Raw genomic sequence first — 18,308 nt, forward strand, 5'->3', positions numbered from 1 at the left:
TTCTTATGCCGATCATCAACATCGCCGTCTCCGCGGCCGCGAACCCCGATCTGTCCGCGCAAATCGCGGCATCCGTCAGCGAATTGACACGCCTGCATCTGCGCAAGGATCCGGCTGTCACGGCGATTACGATAAGCTATATCGACCCGCACCACTGGTTCGCCGGGGGAAAGTCGATGGCTTCGCAGCAGACAGCCAGCTTCTGGCTCGATATCAAGGTTGTCGACGGGACCAATTTAAAACAGGAACTCGCCAGCTATGTCGAGGCGGTCTATCTCGCGTTCGAAGCCCTACTCGGCGAGGTCCACCCCGAAAGCTACGTGCTCGTCCACGAGGTGCCTGCCGCCGCTTATGGCTATGGCGGCAAGACGCAGGAGTTCCGGTTTATCAGCGGCAACTTGCAGGCCGCCGCTTAGAAAGCGGTTAGGGCGCCGAACCCGGCGCCCTTTTCTCAACGGAGGCCTTTACGCCGCCTTGCGGTCGCTGTGGCTGGTCGGCGTCACCATTGCGCCAATGATCAACTGCAGGTCGACGGCGCCGATCGGGCGGCCGTTGGCGTCGATGACGTGGGCCGTGTTGATATGCGCACCCGTCATCGTCCGGGCGGCCGCCTCGAGGACCGTACCCGCGGCGATCGCGAGCCCCTCCGGATTTCCGGACAGCGGCCGCATGATCGTCTCGACATGCACCACCCGGCCGCGGTTCACCTCCTTGACGAAGGCGGTGATGTAGTCGTCCGCCGGCGAGAGCACGATTTCCTGACCGGACCCCTGCTGCACAACGCGGCCGTCGCGCAGGATCGCGATCTTGTCGCCGAGGCGCAACGCCTCGTCGAGGTCATGGGTGATGAAAACCACGGTCTTCTTCAGCTCCTTCTGCAGGTCGAGCAGCACCGTCTGCATGTCCATCCGGATCAGCGGATCGAGCGCCGAATAAGCCTCGTCCATCAGCAGGATATCGGCGTCATTGGTCAGCGCCCGGGCGAGACCGACGCGTTGCTGCATGCCGCCGGAAAGCTGGTTTGGATAGTGCTTCTCGAAACCCTTGAGGCCGACACGGTCGATCCAGCCGAGCGCCCGCTTTTCGCTCTCCCGCTGGTCGACCCCCTGGATCTCCAGGCCGTAAACGGTGTTTTCAAGCACGGTGCGATGCGGAAGAAGCGCGAACTTCTGGAACACCATCGCCGTCTTGTTGCGGCGGAACTGGCGAAGGTCGTTCTGATTCATCTTGCAGACGTCGACGCCGTCATAGAGCACTTCGCCGGCGGTCGGGTCGATCAGCCGGTTGATGTGACGGATGAGCGTCGACTTGCCGGAGCCGGAAAGCCCCATGACCACTGTTATGCAGCCACCGGGCATCGAGATGTTAATGTCCTGCAGGCCGAGGACATGGCCGTGTTTTTCGTTTAGCTCGGCCTTGCCCATGCCGTTCTTGACGGGAATTATATACTCGTGCCCGCGCGGGCCGAAGATCTTGTAGAGGTTTTTCACCTCGATTGCGCGACTAGCCATAAACTACCTCCGAATGCTTCTGCAGCCACCTACCGAAGGCTTGGCTGGCACGATCGAAAATGATGGCGCTGCCGATCAGTGCAACACCGCTGGAGTTGCGTTCCGCCGTTGCGCTTCTTTGAGCGCGTGCACGGGCGCAACCGCTTCCAGGTTCCCCTCGAGCAATGTGACAGCGGAACAAGTCCGCTGCTGTGCCATTTGCGACGCGGGGCGCGGCCGCTTCGTCGCGAAACATGCGATAGGGAGTACCACAGAACGCAACAGAATCCACCGCGCGGCCGGCCTCAAAGCGCCGCCTTCACCTTTTCTGCGACGTCCGGGCTCACCCATTTTGCCCATATGTCCGGAAAGTGCTCGAGAAAATATCGTGCGGCGTCCTCGTTGGTCGCACGGTTCTGATCCATCCAGGCGAGGATCTTGTTGACCGTCGCATTGTCCCATCCCCGGACATTCACGTAATCCATGGCGACGCCTGCCTTTTCGGAAAAGGATTTGGTCACCACGGTAAACACGTCCGAGACCGGATAGGAGTTGACCTTTGGACTTGGGCAGTTCGGCACGGCCGAGCAGGAGTCCCATTCCGCCCTGTCGTGATCGACGCCGAAGGAGAGCCGGATCATTTCATATTTGCCGAGGATCGCCGTCGGCGCCCAATAGTAGCCGAGCCAACCCGTCTTCTTCTCGAAAGCTTCGGCAATGGAGCCGTCAAGCTCGGCCGCCGAAGCGGGGTCGACAAGCTTGAAGCCCGCTTTCTCCGCCCCGAGTGCCTTGTAAAGATTGGCCGTCGAGATCCGACAGTTCCAGCCGGAGGGGCAACTGTGGATCGCTCCCTTGGCGGGATCGTCAGGCGCGGGGAACAGATCCGGATGCTTCAGGGCATCCTGGACGGTCTTGATCTCCGGATGGGCATTGGCGAGGAATCTTGGAATCCACCAGCCTTCGACGCCGCCTTCACTGAGAATCGGCGCAGCCTGAATAAGGCGGCCTTCCTTGACGGCCGCTTCGAGTTGCGTGCGCACGGAATGAATCCAGAGCTCCGGTGCCATGTCGGGCTCCGCCTTCTCGTGCATCGAGGCGAAGGTCCGCATCGTGTCACCGGCGACCAGAGACACGGTGCAGCCATAGCCGTTCTCGAGAATAAGTCTGTCGACATGGGCGGCGATACCTGCCGAAGCCCAATTCATTTCGGCAATGCTGATCTCGCCGCACTCGGCGGCCCGCGTCGGTTCGGCCAGGACCCAGATGCCAACAGCCGCGCACGTCATTGCAAGGAGTTTCGTCATGTTCCCAGGCCTCCCGCCTTTACGCGGCCCACGACCAATCAGCCTAGGTGTTTTCGAAGAGAAATCAACCTCTTCAAATGTTTTGGAATGAGCTGCCGTTCGAGGCACTCCTGTTGGGAAAGACGCGGCCGCGCCGGTTGCTCTTTCGACCAAGGATCGCGCGATGAATTCGAAAAAGATGCGAATTCATGTTTGGTTAAGCTCTCACTAACCATCCGGTAAGGATGTCAGGCTAATTGTTTGCCTGCGGCGGGCGACTGCCGCAGGTCCGGTTCAGGTGTTGCGTACCGGACCTGCCTCCTTGGCAACCTCGGTATCCTGCGGGGCGGGAGGCCCGTCCGGACGGTGGACGCGATCAGGACGCGGTCCAATTGCACGGACCGAGAATGCCGCCAAAAGTCAGAGCACGAAAAGCCGATTATCCGACGTTTGAGGTGCGGATAAAGCCGAGGGGGCCTAACGGGGAATCGACCGGCATATTGCGGACGCGGGACTGACTGCGCGGCGCCTGTGAATTCCAGGCGATCTGAACGAAGTTGGGTTTGCTGAAGATGAATAGCATGGATTTTTCCTGCCTTGGGAGTCCGGGCTCATTTCCGGTTGTTGCGATGGCGGCGATATAGGCGTGCGGCGGATATTTCTCGATGCCAAACTCGGCGTCGCATGTCGCATTTTGGCCAGCGCTCCAAGGTTCGTCGCAAGCTTGATGAGCGGGTGACACACGCCGTGATCGGAGCCTGCGCAAATGCGGTGAAATGACGTCGAGACAGGGCTTTGCGACAGAAGCTTTCGATGCTACGGAGATCGCATGACACGCGCGATCATGCTCCAGGGGACCGGCTCGGATGTCGGAAAATCGGTATTGGTGGCGGGCCTCTGCCGGCTCGCCGCCAATCGCGGCCTGAGGGTGATGCCCTTCAAGCCGCAGAACATGTCGAACAACGCGGCCGTCTCCGATGACGGTGGTGAAATCGGCCGGGCGCAGTGGCTGCAGTCGCTCGCCGCGCGCGTGCCCTCGTCGGTGCACATGAATCCGGTGCTTCTGAAGCCGCAATCCGATGTCGGCAGCCAAATCATCCTGCAGGGCAAGGTCGCGGGGCAGGCCAAGGGCAGGGAATATCAGGCGCTGAAGCCGAAGCTGCTCGGCACGGTGATGGAGAGTTTCGAGCATATCTCGGCCGGCGCGGATCTCGTCGTCGTCGAGGGTGCTGGTTCGCCGGCCGAAATCAACCTCAGAGCCGGCGATATCGCCAATATGGGATTCGCCACGCGCGCCAATGTCCCGGTCGTTCTCGTCGGCGACATCGATCGCGGCGGCGTCATCGCTTCGCTTGTCGGCACCCACGCGATCCTGCCGGAGGACGACCGGCGGATGGTCACCGGCTATCTCATCAACAAGTTTCGCGGCGACGTCACGCTTTTCGACGATGGTATCGCGGCCGTCGGCCGCTTCACCGGCTGGCCTTGCTTCGGTGTAGTGCCCTGGCTGAAAAGCGCCGGGCGGCTGCCGGCCGAGGATTCCGTCGTTCTCGAGAAGCTGGCGCGCGGCGGCGGCAAGGCCTTGAAGGTCGCCGTGCCCGTCCTGTCGCGCATTGCCAATTTCGACGATCTCGATCCGCTTGCGGCAGAACCGGAAGTCGAGCTCGTCTTCGTTCGGCCGGGCATGCCGCTGCCGGAGGACGCGGGGCTTGTGGTCATCCCCGGTTCGAAATCGACAATCTCGGACCTCAGAGACTTTCGCGCGCAGGGCTGGGACCGCGATCTCGAGCGCCACGTCCGGCGCGGCGGCCGGGTGATCGGCATCTGTGGTGGCTATCAGATGCTGGGCGTCCGGGTTACCGATCCGCTCGGCATCGAAGGAAGCGAGCGCGAGATTGCCGGGCTAGGGCTGCTTTCGGCGGAAACGGAGATGGCACCGGAAAAGACCGTTCGCAACAGCCGCGCCTGGTCGCTGGAGCATGGCGTGGCACTCGAGGGCTACGAGATCCATCTCGGCGAGACCATCGGGCCGGATTGCGAACGCGCGCCCGTGACGATCGACGGCCGCCCCGATGGGGCGATGTCGCCCGATGGCCGGGTGATGGGAACCTACCTCCACGGTCTCTTCGGCAGCGATGCCTACCGCGCCGCACTGCTGAGGAGCCTGGGGATTGAAGCCGGCAAAGCGAGTTATCGTCAGTCGGTCGACAGCGCGCTGGACGAGATTGCCGCCGAACTGGAGGGCGTGCTCGACCGCGCCTGGCTCGACCGCTTGCTTGGGTAGCAAGTTGTAGCGCTGCCATCCCGTGAGACTCCCCCGTTGGTCGATATTGCAAGGCCGCTGCGAAGGATGCAGCATGGCCGGCGAGGCGGCAGACCTGTTTTTCTTGAGAGAAGCCGGTCGTGCCGCCGTCCGGCACAAAGGTCGGCGATTATGACACGCGCCCAGTTGGTCGGCGTCCTTATCGGATTGGCAATTGTCGCGGCGCTGACGGTGCTGCGTGCAAACGATCCGCAATTGCTGAGATTCGCCCGCGAGATCACCTTCGACGAGTACCAGCGCCTGGCGCCGCGGCCCTTCGAAAACCTCCCCGTGCGGGTCGTCGATATCGATGAGGCGTCGCTCAGGGAATTCGGCCAGTGGCCTTGGCCAAGGGACCGCTTGGCCGCCCTGGTGAACAGGCTCTCGGAGATGGGTGCCGCCGTCATTGCCTTTGACATCCTCTTCGCCGAGCCCGATCGACTGTCGCCGCGCACCGTTGTGCGTGACGTCATGGGGATCGATCCCGCTATGCTGGAACGACTGCCGGACAATGACGAGATCTTTGCCGGCGCGATTGCCGATAAGCCGGTCGTGCTGGGTTTCGGCCTGTCGACCGAGGGAAATTATCGACCGCCGGTCAAGGCAGGTTTCGCCTTCACGGGCGAAAGCCCGTTCGATGCACCGCCGCGTCTCACGGCCGCAACGCCGCTCCGGCCGCAGCTCGAGGCCAATGCGACCGGCATCGGGCATATCAGCCTCAATCCGGGCAGCCCGACGGCGGTCGTACGAGCGATCCCTCTTCTTCTCAGCGACGGCGAGCAACTCTATCCGAATCTGGCACTCGAGGCGCTGCGTGTCGCACAGGGCGCCTCCACCTATCTCCTGGCGGGCGCAACGGATGTGCCCGATACCATAACCCGGATCAAGATCGGCGATTTTGCCGTTCCGGTCACGGCGACCGGCGAACTCTGGCTCTATGTCAGCGAGGATCGGGCCGAGAGATATGTGTCGGCCGGCCAGGTGCTCTCAGCCGCCGCTCCCCAGGAGGTTAGCGCCGCGGTCGAAGGCAGCATCGTCTTCGTCGGCACGTCGGCTGCCGGTTTGCTGGACATCCGGACCACGGCTCTCGGGCACAACGTCCCCGGCGTCTCGCTCCATGCCCAGGCCGTCGAGCAGATCCTGTCCGGTCGCTTCCTCTCGCGTCCGGACTGGGCCAACGGACTTGAGATCCTTTCGATCGCGGTTGCTGGCAGTCTGCTCGTGGTGCTGACGACCTTCGTCAGCCCGGGCGTGGCGCTCGCCTGCGGGCTATTGATCACCGGACTGGCTCTCGCGGCCTCCTGGGTCGCCTTTCTCCATCTGGGACTGCTCCTCGACCCGCTTGCCCCCATCCTTGCCGCGTCGATCACGCACTTCGCGGCAACGGCCTACCGCTTCCTCGTGACCGATAGGGAGCGCCGCGTCGTGCGGCGCGCCTTCGGTCAATATTTGTCGCCCTCGCTGCTCTATCGCATCGAGCACACGCAGAACGCCTTGCGCCTCGGCGGAGACGATCGCGAATTGACTATCATGTTCGTCGATGTCCGCAATTTCACCGAGATCAGCGAACGATTGGCGCCGACGGAGGTCGTCGGTTTCTTGAATACGCTGCTCGATGCGTTGAGCCGGCATGTCATCGAAAACGAGGGCACACTCGATAAATTCATCGGCGATTCGATCATGGCCTTCTGGAATGCGCCCGTCGACGTCGCCGACCATCCACGCAAGGCCGTTCGTGCCGCCTTGGCCATGCGAGAAACGCTTGCTCGCCTCAATGACAAGGACGCTTTCGGTTTTGGAGCGGGACAAAAGGTCGCGATCGGCATTGGCATCCACACGGGGCTTGCCTGCGTTGGCAACATGGGAGCCGAGACGCATTTCAACTATTCGGCCGTTGGCGACCCCGTCAATGTGGCGGCGCGCATCGAATCCGCTTGCAAGGAGGTCGGTTTCGATATCCTTGTCTCCGAGACGACGGCAAAATTGGCTGGTGGTTGTGCCTTGCTAGAGGCCGGAGCGTTGGGGCTCAAGGGCAAGAGCATGCGAACGAGGCTCTTTGCAACCGTGGGTGACGAGCGACTTGCCGCCTCTGGCGAATTCACCGAGTTGCAGGATATCCACCGGCGGCTGATTGAGGCTTTGCGCACGCGCTCCACCGAGAGCCGTCGCACTCTGGGAGCCGCAAAGCTCAAGGCGTCCGCGCTGGCGCCAGGTTTGTCGGACTTCTACCGCCGGATTTCGCGGCGCGGCGATCACTTCGTCAATGAGCCGACGGCGAAGGACGCGGTTGCCGAGTAGGGCGGCTTCGCCGCCGGGGACCGCGCTGCTTCTCTCAAGATCTCAATTGCAATCACCATCATCCTGGCGTCCGATCGTAACGCGAGTGATCATGGTCACGTGGCCCGTCTGGCTTGTGGGGCCTGTCGGGCTTGCTCAGTCTATCCTTATGTCCGTCCGGCTTGCCGTGCTTGTCCGGTTTGCTGGGCTTGTCCGGTTTGCTGGGCTTGTCCGGTTTGCTGGGCTTGTCCGGTTTGCTGGGTTTGTCTGGTTTGCTAGGCTTATCTGGTTTGCTGGGCTTATCTGGTTTGCTGGGCTTGTCGGGCTTGCTGGGTTTATCTGGTTTGGGCGGCTTCTCGATAGGGGGAGCCGTTTTGGTTGGCGGCGCGGCACGGGGGGGTGGCGGATCAGGACGGATTTGGATCGCCGCTGAGAGGCCGCAGCCGGTGCCGCTCCATCCGGGCGAGAGCTGCTGCTTGCCGGAGAGGAACGGCAGCGCCTGTTGATTGCCGAGTGTCCTGAGGGTGCTCCGATCGACCCGCCTTGTACGTGTCATGTCGCCATTCGGGCGGGCGACGACACAGTCGCAGCGCCGTGTCAGCTGTTGGCAGCCTCCTCGGCCGCAAAATTCGGCAGCGCCGCTCAAGAGGACCACCGCGGTCGTGCCGTCGCCGCCGACGTAAAAGTCGAAGACGGTGCCTCGAACGCCTATCGTTCCGGCCGGCGTCAGGATCTCATAGGCCGCGTGTTTCGAGTTGCCGCTGATCCAGCGAAATGTTCCCTTCGCCGCCGCAACGGTTAGCTTCTGCACCGATTTCGAGTCGTCGAAGACGAACCTGTCAATGACGACCGACGAGCCGGCACCCACGGCGAGCTTGCTTCCATCTCGGAACACGAACTGGCCGAGTCCCGATCTGGATGTTCGAATCCGCTCGTCCCGATGGACCGGGTCCCTGACGACCAGCGGTCCGCGCGCCCCGCTCACCTGGGTCTGGATGCGGATCGCCTGGCCGATTGGTTCGGCGGCCTTGCTTGGCATAGAGCCGTAAAGCGCGACGCTTAGCGCGACAAATGCGGCACGACGCAGATATGCCATCGCACCCCCCACCAAGGCTGTACTGAGAAACTCAGTGCCATGGACATGATCGAAAAACCTGTGCGAAACATGTATCCCGCGTCAGGTTCGAGATGCGCGTTTTACCATGCGGTGGGGAAGGGTGTCTGCCTACCCGTTTGGAGTATGAGGATCGGATACGGTCGGCGACGCGGCCGCGCTGCCGCAATTCGCCGGCCTCGCGTCGCAGCCGGTCGATTGACTTTGCCGCCTGCGCTTCATAATTAACGACGATGGATGGTTCCCCCGCACCGAAGCGGCGCGGGGGAGTAAATGGGAATGTGACGGGCGGACCCACACCGGGCGCCCTTATCGCAGCCGACCCCGCGACTGTAGAACGGTCAGGGTTCGCCATTGGGCATGCCGCTCCTCTTCCGATGAACCTGCACGGGGCAGTTTTCGCGGGATCGGAGGGCGCGCCGGAAAAGCCACTGGCGTGGTATCGTGAGCAGCTGGGCTGGACGCCTCTTCTTCTACGAATCGTCCGCCTTCACGAGCCAGCAAACGCCGGGAAGGCGAGGCGGACCCGTTCGGGCCCAGCATCGCTGCGCGCACCTGCGCAGTGCTTGCCCGTGACGCCGAGAGCCAGGAGACCTGCCGTCCATCAGGGCATTTCGCCCGGGGGAGTTCTCCCCAACGCCAGCACGGAGGTTGTCGTGGCTTACACATTGTCTTCTGCGCGTGCTGGTCACGCAGCCGCTTCCTATGGCCGTCCTAGCCCCACAGGTTTCATCGCGCGAGGCCGGGTCGGATGACAATCTCGAACGCCGGCCCAGTCCTCGTGCTCGGCGGCGCGCGCTCCGGAAAATCCAGTTTCGCTGAAAAGCTCGTCGAAGCCTCGGGGCTCCCGATGCATTATGTCGCGACCGGCCGCGCCTATGACGAGGAAATGCGCGACCGCATCGCTCACCACCAGGCCGCGCGGCAGGGCAAGGGCTGGACGACGCATGAGGAGCCGATCGATGTTTCCGGACTGCTTCGCCGCCTGGATGCTCCGGGGTGCGCCATCCTTGTCGACTGCCTCACGCTTTGGGTGACAAACCTGATGATGGAGGGGCGCGACATGGCAGCCGAATTCGCGGATCTTGCCGCCTTGCTTCCGGCGGCACGGGCGCGGCTTGTCTTCGTTTCGAATGAGGTCGGTCTCGGCATCGTTCCGGAGAACCGCATGGCGCGCGACTTTCGCGATCATGCCGGCCGCCTCCATCAGATCGTCGCGGAGAAATCCGCCGAAGTTTATTTCGTCGCGGCTGGGTTGCCGCTGAAAATGAAGGGTTGATTCATGACACTCGCGAAGGCCCAACCGGGCAAGATCCCCGCCACCGTCATCACCGGCTTCCTCGGTGCCGGCAAGACGACGATGATTCGCAATCTGCTGCAGAATGCCGACGGCAAGCGGATCGCCCTGATCATCAATGAGTTCGGCGATCTCGGCGTCGACGGCGACGTGCTGAAAGGCTGCGGAGCGGAAGCCTGCTCGGAAGAGGACATTATCGAACTCACCAACGGCTGCATTTGCTGCACCGTCGCCGACGACTTCATACCGACAATGACGAAATTGCTCGAGCGCGAGAACCGCCCCGACCATATCGTTATCGAGACCTCTGGTCTGGCCCTGCCGCAGCCGCTGGTCGCCGCCTTCAACTGGCCGGACATCCGCAGCGAAGTGACGGTCGATGGCGTCGTCACCGTCGTCGACAGCGCCGCCGTTGCCGCGGGCCGTTTTGCCGACGATCACGACAAGGTCGACGCACTGCGCGTCAATGACGACAACCTTGACCACGAGAGCCCGCTCGAAGAGCTCTTCGAGGACCAACTGACCGCCGCCGACCTCATTGTTCTCAACAAGACCGATCTTATCGATGCCGCCGGCCTGAAGTCCGTACGCGAAGAGGTTGCCTCGCGTATCAGTCGCAAGCCGACGATGATCGAGGCAAGGAACGGCGAGGTGGCGGCCGCGATCCTGCTCGGCCTCGGGGTCGGCACGGAAGGCGAGATCGCCAACCGCAAATCGCATCACGAGATGGAGCATGAGGCCGGCGAGGAGCACGACCACGACGAGTTCGACAGCTTTGTTGTTGAGCTCGGAGCGATCGCCGATCCAGCTGTCTTCGTCGACCGTCTCAAGGGGGTTATTGCCAAGCACGACGTGCTGCGGCTCAAAGGCTTCGCCGATGTACCCGGCAAGCCGATGCGTCTCCTGATCCAGGCGGTCGGCACCCGCGTCGATCAATATTACGACCGCGCCTGGGCACCCGGCGAGACGCGCGGCACGCGCCTCGTCGTCATCGGCCTGCACGACATGGACGAGACCGCGGTGCGCGCGGCAATCTCGGCGCTGGTGTGAGGCGATTTTGAGCGCGTATGGGAATAACCCCGCCCCAGCCCCTCCCCACAAGGGGGAGGGGCTTCGTTGGCGTCCGCCGCAACGCTGCCGGTCAAGAGGCACGGCGGCATGGCACAAACGGCTGATGCTTGGCGAACCGACGCGTCGGGCACGGTTCAGCCCCACCCCCACCCCCTTGTGGGGAGGTGTTGGAGACGGGTCTTCTCACGCCATCCACGAGGAGCATCCATGCATCTCCTCCTAGCCCAGAAAGGCACGATCGCGGACGGCAACGAAGCGATCGATCTCGGCCAAAGCCCGGCCGATATCCTGTTTCTGTCGGCGGCCGATACGGAACTCGCCTCGATCGCCGCCGCCCATCGCAGGCGCACGGGTGCGAAGACCTTGCGTATCGCCAGCCTGATGGCGCTCATGCATCCGATGTCGGTCGACACCTATGTCGAACGCACGGCGCGTCGTGCGAAGCTGATCGTCGTCCGGCCGCTCGGCGGCGCCAGCTATTTTCGCTACATACTGGAGGCGCTCTATGCCGCGGCCGTCGCTGGCAAGTTCCAGATCGCCGTTCTGCCGGGTGACGACAAGCCAGACCCCGGCCTTGAACCTTTTTCGACCGTTTCGGCGGAAGACCGTCAGCGTCTCTGGGCCTATTTCACCGAGGGCGGTGCCGACAATGCGGGCTTGTTCCTCGACTATGCCGAGGCGCTGATCGATGGAGGCGAGAAGCCGCAGCCAGCGCGCCCCTTGCTCAAGGCCGGCATCTGGTGGCCGGGCGAAGGCGTGATCGGGGTCGGCGAGTGGATGCGTTTGGCAGAGGGGGGCAAGGCTTCCAAAGAGACGAAGGAATCCATCCCCACCGTCGCCATCTGCTTCTACCGCGCCCTCGTCCAGAGCGGTGAGACCAAACCCGTCGAGGCATTGATCGAGGCGCTGGCCGAGGAGGGAATGCGCGCGCTTCCCGTCTTCATTTCCAGCCTCAAGGATCAGGTCTCGATCGGCACGCTCGAGGCGATATTTGCCGAAGCCGCACCCGACGTGGTGATGAACGCCACCGGCTTTGCCGTCTCGGCACCCGGCGCCGACCGCCAGCCGACGGTGCTGGAATCCACCGGCGCGCCGGTTTTGCAGGTGATCTTTTCCGCTTCTTCTCGGGAAGCGTGGGAAGCCTCGCCGCAGGGGCTGATGGCGCGCGATCTCGGCATGAATGTCGCTCTGCCGGAGGTGGACGGACGCATCCTTTCGCGCGCCGTCTCCTTCAAGGCGGCATCGGTCTACGACCCGCTCGTGGAAGCCAACATCGTCGGCCACGAGCCGCTTGCCGATCGTGTTCGCTTCGCCGCACGGCTCGCTGCCAACTGGGCGAGGCTGCGTCGCACTCGGCCGAAGGCGCGCCGCATCGCCGTCGTGATGGCCAATTATCCGAACCGCGACGGCCGTCTCGGCAATGGCGTCGGCTTGGACACGCCGGCCGGCACGATCCAGGTGCTGAAGGCAATGGCGGCGGAAGGATATGCAATCGGCGACCTGCCCGAGGACGGCGATGCGCTGATCCGCTTTCTGATGGCCGGGCCGACCAATGCGGCGAGCCGCGACCGGGAAATCCGCGAGACGATTTCCCTGCGTGAGTACAAGGGCTTCTTCGCCGCTCTTCCGAAAAAGATTCAGCAGGAGGTGCGCGAGCGCTGGGGTGCGCCGGAGGCCGACCCCTTCTTTCTCGATGGCGCCTTCGCGCTGCCGCTTGCCCGCTTCGGCGCCGTCCTTGTCGGCATCCAGCCGGCCCGCGGCTACAATATCGATCCCAAGGAAACCTATCACGCCCCGGATCTCGTGCCGCCGCACGGCTATCTCGCCTTCTATGCCTATCTGCGCCAGGTCTTTGCTGCCGACGCGATCATCCATATGGGCAAGCACGGCAATCTCGAATGGCTGCCCGGCAAGGCGCTGGCACTTTCGGAGGCTTGCTATCCGGAGGCCGTCTTCGGCCCGACGCCGCACCTCTATCCCTTCATCGTCAATGACCCGGGAGAGGGGACGCAGGCGAAACGCCGCACCAGCGCCGTGATCATCGACCATCTGACGCCGCCCTTGACACGGGCCGAGTCCTACGGACCGCTCAAGGACCTAGAGGCCCTGGTCGACGAATATTACGAGGCGGCCGGCGGCGATCCGCGGCGGCTGCGGTTGCTCAGTCGCCAGATCCTCGATCTCGTGCGCGATATCGGCCTCGACCATGACGCCGGCATCGATAAGGGCGATAGCGACGACAAGGCGCTCGAAAAGCTCGACGCCTATCTCTGCGACCTCAAGGAGATGCAGATCCGCGATGGGCTGCATGTCTTCGGCATGGCGCCGGAGGGGCGGCTGCTGACCGATCTCACCGTGGCGCTCGCCCGGGTGCCGCGCGGTTTGGGCGAGGGCGGCGACCAGAGTCTGCAGCGGGCGATAGCGGCGGATCTGGGGTTGGGTGGCCAAACCCCCTCTGCCCTGCCGGGTATCTCCCCCACAAGGGGGGAGAGGCTGGAGGCAAGCGCTCCCTCTTCGACGGCGGTCGAATTTGAGATGCGTCCTGCGACTTCCGATGGTGCCGCAGTTTCTGACAGAGTTGCGGGAACGAGTGGCAGCAGCGAGTCACACTCCCCCCTTGTGGGGGAGATGCCCGGCAGGGAAGAGGGGGTTGTTGCTGCTCGCTCACATCCCTTCGATCCCCTCGATTGCATCCTCTCCACACCCTGGACCGGCCCGAAACCCGGTTTCCTGGCTAATCTCACGGACGCCCCCTGGCGCACTGCCGGCGACACAGTCGAGCGCATCGAACTTCTCGCGACGAAACTGGTGTCGGGCGAAATCGCTTGCCCGGACGATTGGGCCAACACCCAGGCCGTCCTCGAGGAGATCGACGGGCGGCTCAGGCCTTCCATCCAGCGTTCGGGCGCGGCCGAGATCAACGGCCTTCTCACCGGTCTCGACGGTCGCTTCGTGGCGCCCGGCCCTTCCGGCGCGCCGACGCGTGGCCGTCCAGACGTGCTGCCGACCGGTCGCAACTTCTATTCCGTCGACAGTCGCGCCGTGCCGACCCCGGCGGCCTATGAGCTCGGCAAGAAGTCGGCCGAGTTGCTGATCCGCCGCTATCTGCAGGACCATGGCGAATGGCCGTCCTCCTTCGGGCTGACGGCCTGGGGAACGTCCAACATGCGCACCGGCGGTGACGATATTGCCCAGGCGCTGGCGCTGATCGGCGCCAAGCCGGTCTGGGATATGGCGTCGCGTCGTGTCACAGGCTACGAGATCGTGCCGCTTGCCGTGCTCGGCCGCCCGCGCGTCGACGTTACCTTGCGGATTTCCGGTTTCTTCCGCGACGCCTTTCCGGAGCAGATCGCACTCTTTGACAAGGCGATCCGTGCCATTGGCGCGCTCGACGAAGACGACGCCGACAACATGATCGCCGCCCGGATGCGGGCCGAAGCCCGGCGGCTCGAGGAAAGGGGTATCGAGCCGAAAGAAGCCTCAAGGCGCGCCTCCTATCGCGTGTTCGGCGCGAAACCCGGCGCTTACGGAGCGGGTCTTCAGGCGCTGATCGACGAAAAAGGCTGGGACAAGCGCAGCGATCTCGCCGAGGCCTATCTCACCTGGGGCGGCTACGCCTATGGCGCAGGCGAAGACGGCAAGGCGGAGCGCGGGCTTTTCGAGGAGCGCCTGCGGACGATCGAGGCCGTCGTCCAGAATCAGGACAACCGCGAGCACGACCTACTCGACAGCGACGACTACTACCAGTTCGAAGGGGGGATGAGCGCCGCCACGGAGCATCTCAAGGGGAAGCGCCCGGCGATCTACCACAATGATCACTCCCGCCCGGAAAAGCCGGTGATCCGCTCGCTCGATGAGGAGATCGGCCGCGTGGTGCGGGCCCGCGTCGTCAATCCGAAGTGGATCGATGGGGTCATGCGCCACGGCTACAAGGGCGCCTTCGAGATTGCGGCGACGGTCGATTACATGTTCGCCTTCGCCGCGACAACGGGCGCCGTGCGCGACCATCATTTCGAGGCGGCCTACCGCGCCTTCATCGCCGACGAGAAGGTTCTCGGCTTCCTGCGCGACAAGAACCCGGCCGCACTTGCTGAGATCGCCGAGCGGCTCCTGGAGGCGGTCAATCGCGGTCTGTGGACCCCGCGTTCCAACTCGGCGCGATTTGAACTGAACAGCCTGTCCGGCGGCGCGGCGACTGACCGTCCGCGCGCCGGAAACGAATAGGGAGGACATTATGAGCGACGAAACCGCAAATACCGGCGAGCCGGTCGCCGAGAAGGACGAAGCCCGTCACGCCATGAAGATGGCGAAGAAGAAGACGGCGCGCGACAAGATCATGGCAACGAAGACCGACGAGAAGGGCTTGGTCATTGTCCACACGGGCAAGGGCAAGGGCAAGTCGACGGCCGGGTTCGGAATGATCTTCCGCCACATCGCCCACGGCATGCCCTGCGCCGTCGTGCAGTTCATCAAGGGTGCCATGCAGACCGGCGAGCGCGATCTGATCGACAAGCATTTCGGCGATCTCTGCCAGTTCTACACGCTTGGCGAAGGTTTTACCTGGGAGACGCAGGACCGCGCCCGCGACGTGGCGATGGCGGAGAAAGCCTGGGAGAAGGCGAAGGAACTGATCCGCGACGAGCGCAATTCCATGGTGCTGCTGGACGAGATCAACATCGCGCTCCGCTACGACTACATCGACATCGCCGAGGTCGTACGTTTCCTCCAGGAGGAGAAGCCACACATGACGCATGTGGTGCTGACCGGCCGCAACGCCAAGGAAGGTCTGATCGAGATCGCCGATCTTGTGACCGAGATGGAACTCGTCAAGCATCCGTTCCGCTCCGGCATCAAGGCGCAGAAGGGCATCGAGTTCTGATGGGCGAGAGCTCGCGATGGCCTTTGCTGTCATGACCGTCAAAGCCAGCGTCTAACGCGCCGGCGATAGTGCAGATAGGCTTCACCGAAGGCGTCGGAGAGATGTGCTTCCTCCATGCGGATCTGTAGGAAATCGAGATCCAGGCGGAAAGGGCAAGTGCCAACGAGAGGACGTTCGGGACGGCAAGCACGGTGCCGACCAGCGCCGTCACCATGCCGACATAAATGGGATTGCGGGAGAAAGCATATAGGCCATCGGTGACGAGCGGGGCATCCTGCGCCTCGGGTATCCCGATCTTCCGGGAACCGCGCATCGACCATTGCGACAGCATCGTCAGCACGCCCAGAGCCATCAACGCCAGCCCGAGCCAGGCGAGTGGCGACTGATCGAGAGCCGGGATCCGCCCAAGGAGGGCATCGACGCTTGCGGGAACGATCGCCACGGCGAGCAGATGTAGGATAAGCGCCGCGACGATGACGCGAAAAAGCCGGCCGGCGAAACCTTCGGCATCGTCGCCATAGGTCAGGACAACAGGGGATCGCCCCGTCTGAAGGCGGCGATGGATCGCCAGCGCCAGCGTAAAGAGGCCGAGAACAAGCATGAGGATCGCAGGGATCGTCGTGAACATCGGGGCTCCTCGGGGGCGAACGGCATTGGTTTTGCGGCGATCTTGCCTTCAGGCTGTCGCGCTTCGGGATAACGCAGACGACGTCACACTCTCTAGCGACTAGAGGTTCATCCGAGCCTTTCGCGTCTTGGTTAACACGTTGGGGAACGCGCCAAGGCGACGGAAGCGCAGTTTTCATCGGTGCGCGAGCTGGAAATTTAGATGCCCAGCCAGATCCTCAACGGATGCGCCGGGTCCGCCAGCAGGCGGATCGCGAGCGCAATCGAGACGATGACAAGCAGCGGCTTGATGATCTTCGCCCCCTTCGCCATCGCATAGCGGGAGCCCACTTGCGCGCCGAGAAACTGGCCCGCGCCCATCATCAGCCCCACCTTCCAGAGAACGACGCCGTAGAGAACGAAGACGATGAAGGCGCCCAGATTGGAGCCGAAATTCAGGAACTTCGTGTGGGCCGTCGCCTTGAGGATGCCGTAGCCGGCAAGCGAGACGAAGCCGAGCATGAAGAACGAGCCCGTACCTGGTCCGAAAACCCCGTCGTAGAGACCGATTAGCGGCACGAAGGTGAGGGTGAAGAGAAATGCCGACATGCGGCGGTGCTTTTCGATATCGCCGACATTCGGTTTGCAGCCGAAATAGACGGCGATCGCGATCAGCAGAAAGGGTAGCACTGCCTTGAGCGCATCGGCTGGAACGACCGTCGCGATCAATGCGCCGAACACGGACCCCGCGGCCGACATCAGCGCCATCGGCAACTGTTCCTTCAGATTGACATGGCCGTGTCGCGCATAGGCGATGCTAGCGGAACCGGAGCCGAAGAGCGATTGCAGCTTGTTGGTCCCAAGCGTTTCGAGCGGCGGAATGCCGGCGATCAGCATGGCCGGAATGGTGACCATCCCGCCACCGCCGGCAATCGAATCGATGAAGCCGGCGATGAAGGCGGCCGCGAACAGAAAGAGCAGGAGATGAAGGGCGAGATCGGTCACGGAGGGCTCGAGACGAAATGGAATTGCTTCCGCCTTGTGTCAGAGCCGGCCGCGAAAAGCAAAGGCTCGTCGGCGGCAATTTCTGCAGAAAATGCTGTTCTTCTGCTGCAGGCTCGTTGCCTTCGTTGGCCAGAACGGCGGCGCATCCATTGCCGACGCTGCCCGATGGACCGTTTACGACGCCGGGATGCCGCAATCCGGTTTGACCGCCCGGAAGGCCTTCGGTAGAAATGACGATCATACGACGGCGTCCGTGCGAGCGGATCGAAAGAGCGTCCGGTGCGGTCGACCCATTCAGGGGGCCCGATCCGGTGCTGTCCTGACCGGTGCGGCTGTCTGCCCAGGCCGGCGCTTCGTTTGGAACGCCGACCGCTGCGCGGTTCCAACACCAGTGGGTATTGGAGTAAGCCGCGCAGATGTTCAATGAGTCGCAGCGGCTTTGTGCGTCCGGATGGATGCGGGGCGCTGCCGGGGAGCCGCGCCGCAGATGCCTTCGGTCAAGAGACCAGACCCGACCGCCAAACTTGTTCTCGGCCTCGGCTGCGAGCGAAACGCCAAACCGGAGGAAGTGATCGCGCTTGCCGAGCAGGCGCTCGCTGACGCGGGCGCGGCCGAAGGAGATGTCGCGTTCGTCGCTTCGCTTGACGCGCGCTCCGAGGAGCCCGCCATTCATGCGGCGGGCCGGCGGTTTTCGGTGCCCGTCCGCTTCTTCGAGGCGGCGACGCTCGAGGCGGAGGCGGCCCGACTGCAGAATCCTTCCGAGATCGTCTTTGCCCATACAGGCTGCCATGGCGTCGCCGAGGGAGCGGCGCTGGCGGGGGCAGGGTGCGATGCAGTCCTGCTCGTTCCGAAGATCCGCTCGGCCCGCGCGACGGCAGCGATCGCGGGGCCGCGCCACTACGCCGGACCTCACAGTGCCGCAACAGGCGCCTCGGAGACCGTCTGATGGTTCGTACTGCCAACCATTCCGTGTTTGATGCGCAG

13 protein-coding genes, 1 pseudogene and 1 riboswitch are annotated in these 18,308 nt (G+C 63.3%); of the genes and pseudogenes, 8 read left to right on the top strand and 6 right to left on the bottom strand.

Annotation, left to right across the window (positions count from 1 at the left end; all coding sequences use genetic code 11):
• The first annotated feature begins 5 nt into the window (after nt 1-5).
• Entirely contained in the window at nt 6-416 is a 411-nt protein-coding gene (locus tag CO676_RS09105) for a 4-oxalocrotonate tautomerase family protein (protein ID WP_097520498.1), read from the top strand.
• 48 nt (nt 417-464) lie between these two features.
• On the opposite strand, the gene CO676_RS09110 is transcribed toward CO676_RS09105, so the two are convergent.
• The 3 genes and pseudogenes from CO676_RS09110 to CO676_RS09115 form a co-directional block, all read right to left on the bottom strand.
• Complete coding sequence (locus tag CO676_RS09110) at nt 465-1,511, bottom strand: glycine betaine/L-proline ABC transporter ATP-binding protein (protein ID WP_014764910.1); 1,047 nt, start codon at nt 1,509-1,511, stop codon at nt 465-467.
• Nucleotides 1,504-1,602, bottom strand: a pseudogene (locus CO676_RS35980) (proline/glycine betaine ABC transporter permease); the annotation flags it as partial. The pseudogene CO676_RS35980 and the gene CO676_RS09110, both read right to left, overlap by 8 nt.
• A 193-nt stretch (nt 1,603-1,795) precedes the next feature.
• Nucleotides 1,796-2,794, bottom strand: coding sequence for a glycine betaine ABC transporter substrate-binding protein (locus CO676_RS09115; RefSeq protein ID WP_097520500.1), 999 nt, complete (start codon nt 2,792-2,794; stop codon nt 1,796-1,798).
• Nucleotides 2,795-3,602: 808 nt separating this feature from the next.
• On the opposite strand from CO676_RS09115, the gene CO676_RS09125 reads away from it, so the two are divergent.
• Nucleotides 3,603-5,057 (top strand): cobyric acid synthase, encoded by a 1,455-nt coding sequence (locus CO676_RS09125; RefSeq protein ID WP_097520502.1) that lies wholly within the window; start codon nt 3,603-3,605, stop codon nt 5,055-5,057.
• Between the two features lie 150 nt (nt 5,058-5,207).
• Nucleotides 5,208-7,373 carry an adenylate/guanylate cyclase domain-containing protein gene (locus tag CO676_RS09130; protein WP_097520504.1) on the top strand — a complete coding sequence of 722 codons (2,166 nt, stop codon included), beginning with the start codon at nt 5,208-5,210 and terminating at the stop codon, nt 7,371-7,373.
• Between the two features lie 58 nt (nt 7,374-7,431).
• Here the strand turns inward: CO676_RS09130 and CO676_RS09135 are convergent, their stop codons facing one another.
• Nucleotides 7,432-8,448 (bottom strand): FecR domain-containing protein, encoded by a 1,017-nt coding sequence (locus CO676_RS09135; protein WP_097520506.1) that lies wholly within the window; start codon nt 8,446-8,448, stop codon nt 7,432-7,434.
• A gap of 239 nt (nt 8,449-8,687) precedes the next feature.
• A riboswitch (cobalamin riboswitch) is annotated at nt 8,688-9,083 on the top strand.
• A gap of 134 nt (nt 9,084-9,217) precedes the next feature.
• On the opposite strand from CO676_RS09135, the gene cobU reads away from it, so the two are divergent.
• The 4 genes from cobU (at nt 9,218) to cobO (ending at nt 15,713) form a co-directional block, all read left to right on the top strand.
• The gene (cobU, locus tag CO676_RS09140; RefSeq protein ID WP_014764903.1) at nt 9,218-9,745 is read left to right on the top strand and encodes a bifunctional adenosylcobinamide kinase/adenosylcobinamide-phosphate guanylyltransferase; all 528 of its coding nucleotides are present in this window, start codon (nt 9,218-9,220) and stop codon (nt 9,743-9,745) included.
• Nucleotides 9,746-9,748: 3 nt separating this feature from the next.
• Complete coding sequence (gene cobW / locus CO676_RS09145; RefSeq protein ID WP_014764902.1) at nt 9,749-10,813, top strand: cobalamin biosynthesis protein CobW; 1,065 nt, start codon at nt 9,749-9,751, stop codon at nt 10,811-10,813.
• A gap of 228 nt (nt 10,814-11,041) precedes the next feature.
• Entirely contained in the window at nt 11,042-15,058 is a 4,017-nt protein-coding gene (gene cobN / locus CO676_RS09150; RefSeq protein WP_097520508.1) for a cobaltochelatase subunit CobN, read from the top strand.
• A gap of 10 nt (nt 15,059-15,068) precedes the next feature.
• Entirely contained in the window at nt 15,069-15,713 is a 645-nt protein-coding gene (cobO, locus tag CO676_RS09155) for a cob(I)yrinic acid a,c-diamide adenosyltransferase (RefSeq protein ID WP_014764900.1), read from the top strand.
• On the opposite strand, the gene CO676_RS09160 is transcribed toward cobO, so the two are convergent.
• Nucleotides 15,685-16,341, bottom strand: a complete 657-nt coding sequence (locus tag CO676_RS09160; RefSeq protein WP_245424288.1) for a methyltransferase — start codon at nt 16,339-16,341, stop codon at nt 15,685-15,687. The two genes, cobO and CO676_RS09160, sit on opposite strands and share 29 nt — an antisense overlap.
• 197 nt (nt 16,342-16,538) lie before the next feature.
• Complete coding sequence (locus tag CO676_RS09165; protein ID WP_097520510.1) at nt 16,539-17,324, bottom strand: TSUP family transporter; 786 nt, start codon at nt 17,322-17,324, stop codon at nt 16,539-16,541.
• A 487-nt stretch (nt 17,325-17,811) separates the two neighbouring features.
• On the opposite strand from CO676_RS09165, the gene CO676_RS09170 reads away from it, so the two are divergent.
• On the top strand, nt 17,812-18,270 hold the full coding sequence (locus CO676_RS09170; RefSeq protein WP_014764896.1) for a cobalamin biosynthesis protein: 459 nt from the start codon (nt 17,812-17,814) through the stop codon (nt 18,268-18,270).
• Nucleotides 18,271-18,308: the final 38 nt, after the last annotated feature.

It is taken from the genome of Sinorhizobium sp. BJ1 (assembly GCF_002531555.1).
GTDB classification, from domain to species: domain Bacteria; phylum Pseudomonadota; class Alphaproteobacteria; order Rhizobiales; family Rhizobiaceae; genus Sinorhizobium; species Sinorhizobium fredii_B.